The 6,632-nt window shown below is 55.5% G+C and carries 7 protein-coding genes; 3 read left to right on the forward strand and 4 right to left on the reverse strand.

Annotation, left to right across the window (positions count from 1 at the left end; translation table 11 throughout):
- The first annotated feature begins 1 nt into the window (after position 1).
- The 3 genes from galK (at position 2) to gpmA (ending at position 3,160) form a co-directional block, all read left to right on the forward strand.
- Positions 2–1,150 (forward strand): galactokinase, encoded by a 1,149-nt coding sequence (galK, locus tag ACLJTG_RS21340; RefSeq protein WP_079899211.1) that lies wholly within the window; start codon positions 2–4, stop codon positions 1,148–1,150.
- Entirely contained in the window at positions 1,144–2,184 is a 1,041-nt protein-coding gene (gene galM, locus ACLJTG_RS21345; protein WP_079899210.1) for a galactose-1-epimerase, read from the forward strand. Before galK ends, galM begins: the two co-directional genes overlap by 7 nt.
- 223 nt (positions 2,185–2,407) lie before the next feature.
- The gene (gene gpmA, locus ACLJTG_RS21350) at positions 2,408–3,160 is read left to right on the forward strand and encodes a 2,3-diphosphoglycerate-dependent phosphoglycerate mutase (RefSeq protein ID WP_000301556.1); all 753 of its coding nucleotides are present in this window, start codon (positions 2,408–2,410) and stop codon (positions 3,158–3,160) included.
- Between the two features lie 90 nt (positions 3,161–3,250).
- Here gpmA and ACLJTG_RS21355 read toward each other — a convergent pair whose 3' ends face one another.
- The 4 genes from ACLJTG_RS21355 to ACLJTG_RS21370 all read right to left on the reverse strand — a co-directional run.
- Positions 3,251–4,027: an ABC transporter ATP-binding protein gene (locus ACLJTG_RS21355; protein ID WP_001214710.1), complete on the reverse strand. Its 777-nt coding sequence runs from the start codon at positions 4,025–4,027 to the stop codon at positions 3,251–3,253.
- A complete protein-coding gene (locus ACLJTG_RS21360) occupies positions 4,027–5,106 on the reverse strand; it encodes a FecCD family ABC transporter permease (protein WP_000128338.1) in 1,080 nt (359 codons plus the stop codon). The genes ACLJTG_RS21355 and ACLJTG_RS21360 overlap by 1 nt, the downstream gene beginning before the upstream one ends.
- Before the next feature lie 379 nt (positions 5,107–5,485).
- Positions 5,486–6,184 (reverse strand): triphosphoribosyl-dephospho-CoA synthase, encoded by a 699-nt coding sequence (locus ACLJTG_RS21365; protein ID WP_021000079.1) that lies wholly within the window; start codon positions 6,182–6,184, stop codon positions 5,486–5,488.
- 118 nt (positions 6,185–6,302) lie between these two features.
- A partial coding sequence (locus ACLJTG_RS21370; protein ID WP_410959061.1) for a sodium ion-translocating decarboxylase subunit beta occupies positions 6,303–6,632 on the reverse strand: 330 nt, incomplete at its 5' end.

The raw sequence follows: 6,632 nt of genomic DNA on the forward strand, positions 1-6,632 counted from the left end.
AATGAATCTGAAAGAGAAAACGCGCGCGCTGTTTGCTGAAATTTTCGGCTACCCTGCTACCCACACGATTCAGGCGCCAGGCCGCGTCAATCTGATCGGCGAGCACACTGATTACAATGATGGTTTTGTTCTGCCCTGCGCTATTGATTACCAGACCGTAATTAGCTGTGCGCCGCGCAACGATCGTACCGTACGGGTGATTGCCGCCGATTACGACAATCAGGTGGACGAATTTTCACTGGATGCGCCGATCGTGACCCACGATAGCCAGCAGTGGTCTAACTATGTGCGCGGCGTAGTGAAACACCTGCAACAGCGTAACAACGCGTTTGGCGGCGTGGATATGGTCATCAGCGGCAATGTGCCGCAGGGCGCCGGGTTAAGCTCCTCCGCCTCGCTGGAAGTGGCGGTGGGCACAGTCTTCCAGCAGCTTTATCACCTGCCGCTGGACGGCGCGCAAATTGCGCTCAACGGACAAGAGGCCGAGAACCAGTTTGTCGGCTGTAACTGCGGCATTATGGATCAGCTCATCTCTGCGCTCGGCAAAAAAGATCATGCGTTGCTGATTGATTGCCGTACGCTCGGCGCCAAAGCGGTTTCCATGCCGAAAGGTGTCGCCGTGGTGATCATCAACAGTAACTTTAAGCGCACGCTGGTAGGCAGCGAGTATAATACCCGTCGTGAACAGTGCGAAACCGGCGCCCGTTTCTTCCAGCAGCCGGCCCTGCGCGATGTCAGCCTTGAGGCGTTCAATGCCGTCGCCAGCGAACTGGACCCGGTAGTCGCAAAACGCGTTCGCCATGTATTGAGCGAAAATGCGCGCACCGTTGAAGCGGCAAGCGCGCTGGAGAAAGGTGATTTGCAACGTATGGGCCAACTGATGGCGGAGTCCCATGCCTCAATGCGCGATGATTTCGAAATTACCGTCCCGCAGATAGACACGCTGGTAGACATCGTCAAAGCGACCATCGGCGATCGAGGCGGCGTGCGCATGACCGGCGGCGGCTTTGGCGGCTGTGTTGTCGCGCTGATCCCGGAAGATCTGGTTCCCGCTGTGCAGCAGGCCGTTGCGCAACAGTACGAAGCGAAAACCGGAATCAAAGAAACCTTTTATGTATGCAAACCGTCACAAGGAGCAGGACAGTGCTAAATGAAACGCCCGCACTGGCCCCCGATGGTCAACCGTACCGCCTGCTAACCCTGCGCAACAGCGCAGGGATGGTGGTAACGCTGATGGACTGGGGAGCCACTCTTCTTTCCGCCCGTATTCCGCTGTCTGACGGCAGCGTTCGGGAAGCATTGCTGGGCTGCGCCAGCCCGGAACACTACCCTGAACAGACGTCATTCCTCGGCGCCTCTATTGGCCGTTACGCGAACCGTATCGCCAATAGCCGTTATACGTTTGCCGGCGAAACCGTACAGTTAAGCCCAAGCCAGGGCGAGAACCAGCTACACGGCGGACCGGAAGGCTTTGACAAGCGCCGCTGGCAAATTGTGAACCAGAACGATCGCCAGGTATTATTCGCGCTCACCTCTGATGACGGCGACCAGCGCTTTCCTGGCCATCTTTGCGCCACGGCGCAATATCGTCTGACCGATGACAATAGAATCTCCATCACCTACCGGGCGACGGTCGATAAACCCTGTCCGGTGAATTTGACCAACCACGTCTATTTTAATCTGGACGGCGATCGGACCGACGTGCGCCAGCATAAGCTGCAAATTCTGGCGGATGAGTATCTGCCGGTAGATGAATCCGGTATTCCACGCCAGGGGCTAAAATCGGTAGCCAATACCTCGTTTGACTTCCGGATGCCAAAAGTCATTGCCAGTGAATTTCTCGCCGATGACGATCAGCGCAAGGTTAAAGGCTACGATCATGCTTTCCTGCTACAGACGCAGGGTGATGGCAAAAAGCCGGCGGCCCGTCTGTGGTCACAGGATGGAAAGCTACAAATGATGGTTTACACCACCGCCCCGGCGCTACAGTTTTATTCCGGCAATTATCTGGCGGGTACACCTTCCCGCGGACCGGAACCTTATGCCGACTGGCAAGGGCTGGCGCTGGAAAGCGAACTGCTGCCGGACAGCCCGAATCATCCTGAATGGCCGCAGCCTGACTGTATCCTTCGCCCTGGCGAGGAGTACGCCAGCCTGACCGAGTATCAGTTTATTCCGTTCTAACGATATGCCGCTACATGCCCGATGACGCAAGCTTATCGGGCCTACGCGCCATTGCCCTGCTCAAACCTCCACCACTTAAAGACAAAATCGCAACTCTGAGTTCACAAGAACCTTACACTGCGCCACTATTTTCGCTATGGTTATGCGTAAGCATTGCCGCCAACACCTCGCGGCAATATAATGAGAATTATTATCATTACATATGATTTATAGGAGTGAGAGTATGGCTGTAACTAAGCTGGTTCTGGTACGTCACGGTGAAAGTCAATGGAACAAAGAGAACCGTTTCACCGGCTGGTATGATGTTGACCTGTCTGAAAAAGGCGTAAGCGAAGCAAAAGCAGCGGGTAAACTGCTAAAAGAAGAAGGTTTCAGCTTTGATTTTGCCTACACTTCCGTACTGAAACGCGCTATCCATACGCTGTGGAACGTACTGGATGAACTGGATCAGGCGTGGCTACCGGTGGAAAAATCCTGGAAACTCAATGAACGTCACTATGGCGCGTTGCAGGGGCTGAATAAAGCGGAAACGGCAGAAAAATATGGTGACGAGCAGGTTAAGCAGTGGCGCCGCGGTTTTGCCGTGACGCCGCCGGAACTGACCAAAGATGATGAGCGTTATCCGGGTCACGATCCACGTTATGCCAAACTGAGCGAGAAAGAGCTGCCGTTGACCGAAAGTCTGGCGCTGACCATCGACCGCGTTATTCCTTACTGGAACGACACCATCCTGCCGCGTATGAAGAGCGGTGAGCGCGTGATCATCGCCGCTCACGGTAACTCATTGCGTGCGCTGGTGAAATACCTGGATAACATGAGTGAAGATGAGATTCTTGAGTTAAACATCCCGACCGGCGTGCCGCTGGTGTATGAGTTCGACGAAAACTTCAAGCCGCTCAAACATTACTATCTGGGCAACGCTGACGAAATCGCCGCGAAAGCGGCTGCCGTGGCGAATCAGGGTAAAGCGAAGTAATCACCTTTGCCGGATGGCGGTATAACTGCCTTATCCGGCCTACGAGCAATGGGTAGGCCGGATAAGCGCAGCGCCATCAGGCAATACGTCTTAAACAGCGATCACGCCGTCCAGCACCACCTGCAATTTCCCCTGCGAACAGCGCTCCACGCGTCCTCGTACCCGGTACACTTCAGCCAGACGCTCCGCAGTAATCACCGTCTCCGGCGCGCCGCTGGCGACCAGCCTGCCGTCTTTTAGCATCAGGACATGGTCACCATGACGCAGTGCAATATTAATGTCATGCGCCACGACTATCGTCACCCTATTTTGCGCCTGGGTATCCCGACGCACGAGATCCATTACGTGAAACTGATAGTTTAAATCCAGCGCGCTGAGCGGCTCATCCAGCAACAGAAGTTCAGGGCGACGAATCAGCGATTGCGCCAGACCCACTAACTGCCGCTGACCGCCGGAAAGCTGGTCGAGATACTGCAACGCCAGATGCGTTATGCCCAATTGCTCAAGGATAGCCAGTATCTGCGCTCTGCCCTGCGCATTGTCTCTGCCGCCTGATGCCCGCAGTACCACGATAATCGACTCCAGTACATGCAGATGTACGCCCTGCGGTAATGACTGCGGCAAAAACACAACTTTCTGCGCCCGCTCGGCAAACGATAACGACATGAGATCTTCGCCATCAAGCAGCGCCTCGCCGTCGGCGTTATTCAGCCCGGCCAGCGAACGTAGTAACGTCGATTTACCACAGCCGTTCGGCCCCAGCAAAATAGTAATTTTCCCGCGCGGCAGTAAGGGAACGTTGAGATCTGCAATAACCGGCTGAGTGGAATAGCCGGCGCTAAATGAGCGGAGCATTAACCCGCGCATCAGAGACTCCCCCGATGTCGCAATACAATGCTTAAAAAGAACGGAACCCCGACCAGCGAGGTGACAATCCCCACCGGCACCATGACGCCCGGAATACTATTTTTCGCCGCAATAGAGGCCAGCGATAACACCAGCCCGCCTATCAGCACGCTGCCCGGAAGGTAGAAACGGTGATCTTCCCCCAAAAGTATTCGCGCAATGTGCGGCGCAACGAGACCAATAAAACCAATCGGCCCGACGAAAGCTACCGCCAGCGCTGATAACAAGCTGATACGCAACAATGACAGCAGGCGTAAACGGCGGACATGAATCCCAAAGCTCATCGCCCTCTCTTCGCCCAGACGTAATGCCGTGAGTTGCCAGGCGCTTCGTAACGCGCAAAAAAGCACAGCAATAAACACCACGGCCAGTACGCCCAATTTTTCCCACGACGCGCGGACCAGGCTCCCCATCGTCCAGAATACCAGCCCCTGCAGCGTATCTTCATCAGCCACAAACTGCATAATGGCGACCAACGCGTTAAAGGTGAATACCAGCGCAATACCGAACAACACCACTCCGGATGCGGCGACGCCTGTCCAACGGGTAATACCGTCCAGGAGTAACGCGGATAAAAGCGCAAAGATGAACGCATTGGCCGGGATAAACCAGGCGGCAGGAATACCGGGAATACCGATCCCCAGCACAATCGCCAGCGCAGCGCCAAAAGCCGCCGCGGACGATACGCCGAGGGTAAACGGCGTCGCCAGCGGATTATTTAAAATGGTTTGCATTTCGGCGCCCGCTAACCCTAACGCCATGCCAACCAGTAGGGCCATCAGGGCATAGGGTAAGCGGATATCCCAGACAATAACGTGTATGCCCGCATTCACCTTTTCCGGCTGAAAAAGCGCCTGCCACAGCGCACTGAGCGGTAAACCAGAAGACCCACAGGTTACATCCACCATCAGTGAAGCCATCATCGCCAGCGCAATAGCTAACATGAGCACGGCCCGTTTGCGTATGAGCTGGCGATAGCGCGGAATGACGGGCGTGGAAGCGAAACCGGGGGCTAAAAGTGATTTGTCCTGACAGGTCATGGTTCGGGCTACGTTATTAATCAGAGGAGAATTATAGCGCCGAATTATTTCGTTATATATTTATTTATATTTCGATTAACGACACGGTGGCCTATCTCACCGGTTTCCAATAAATATCCTCCGGCATAGCCCTGTCTCTTGATCAGATCTCCTGATCAAGAGACAGGGCCTGGCTGGGGGTTTTCCATAGACAAAAAAAGCGTGGAGCCATCCACGCTTGAGGCTGCTGACAACGTGTAACCAGGTGGCAATGTTCCAACCACGGACCTACAAAAAGTACGTAATCTGTTGATATTCTCATTTCGTAAGTCAGGCAAAGCGCTAGCTGCCTCTCGCAGAAATGCCAACACAATAGATAATTGTCAGCAGTCCTCATTTTTCAGTCAGCAAATATCGGTCCGGCAGGGAATTTCGCCAGAAACCCGGTGACGGCCAGCAGCGACCACAGCCCGGGCCACTCAATCTGGCGCTCCCGCAGTTCATCATCCAGCGTCATAAGCGCAAACTCACCTTTATCGCCCAGCACGCCGCCCTGCCAGAGCAGCCGCTGCGCCTGCTGCCGCGCCCAGGGAGAATCGCTCTTCCAGGCCAGCAGGTGCAGCAGAGCCTGCTGCAGGCAGACACCGTGAGAATGTTGATCCCGCAACAGCCGCCGGTAAACCGGCAGCGATATGCTGCGCACGGTATAAAAACCGCTGCGGGTTTCGCTGTCAACATCTGCCATGCCAGCACAGAACTGACTGGCCAGGTCACATAAACGATTGTGCGTCAGCGGCTGGCGCAGGGCATCCAGACGACCTGCTGCGGCACACAGCAGCCCGCTCCTTTGCCGTTCTTGTGGCAGCGAATCAGGCAAAACCGCTACCGTTTCAGCCGCCCCGGCCTGCGCATGCTGTATGCCCGCGTTATAACAACGGACAAAGAAATCATGGCTGCCACGGACGATTGACGGGTGCGCCAGCAGATTCAGCGCCGGGTGCAGTTGTTCAAGCTCGTCCAGTGACGCCAGCGTGTAATTGACAACCACATCTTTTGTCGATGCCCGGCCTTCCGGACGAAATGCTATGGTTTCATTCATCAAAGTCTCCTTATGGGACATTCCCGGAGGCGATGCTGCGCATCTGTCCGGGCTACAGATCCATGCAATCCGGTAGCCCGGACAGGCGCAACGCGCCGCCTCCGGGAAAGGAACAGATTTACATTGCCAGCACGTATTTCAGCATCACGCCCGCGGCAATGGCCGAGCCAATTACCCCCGCCACGTTCGGGCCCATCGCGTGCATCAGCAGGAAGTTCTGCGGGTCTGATTCCAGCCCCACTTTGTTCGATACGCGGGCCGCCATCGGCACCGCCGAGACCCCCGCCGAACCGATAAGCGGGTTGATTTTGTTTTTGCTGAACACGTTCATCAGCTTCGCCATCAGCACCCCGGCGGCAGTCCCAATCCCGAACGCAATCACCCCCAGCAGCAGAATGCCCAGCGTCTGCGGCTGCAGGAACTTATCCGCGACCAGCTTCGCGCCCAC

Source organism: Salmonella sp. SAL00672, assembly GCF_046552175.1.
Classification (GTDB): domain Bacteria; phylum Pseudomonadota; class Gammaproteobacteria; order Enterobacterales; family Enterobacteriaceae; genus Salmonella; species Salmonella enterica.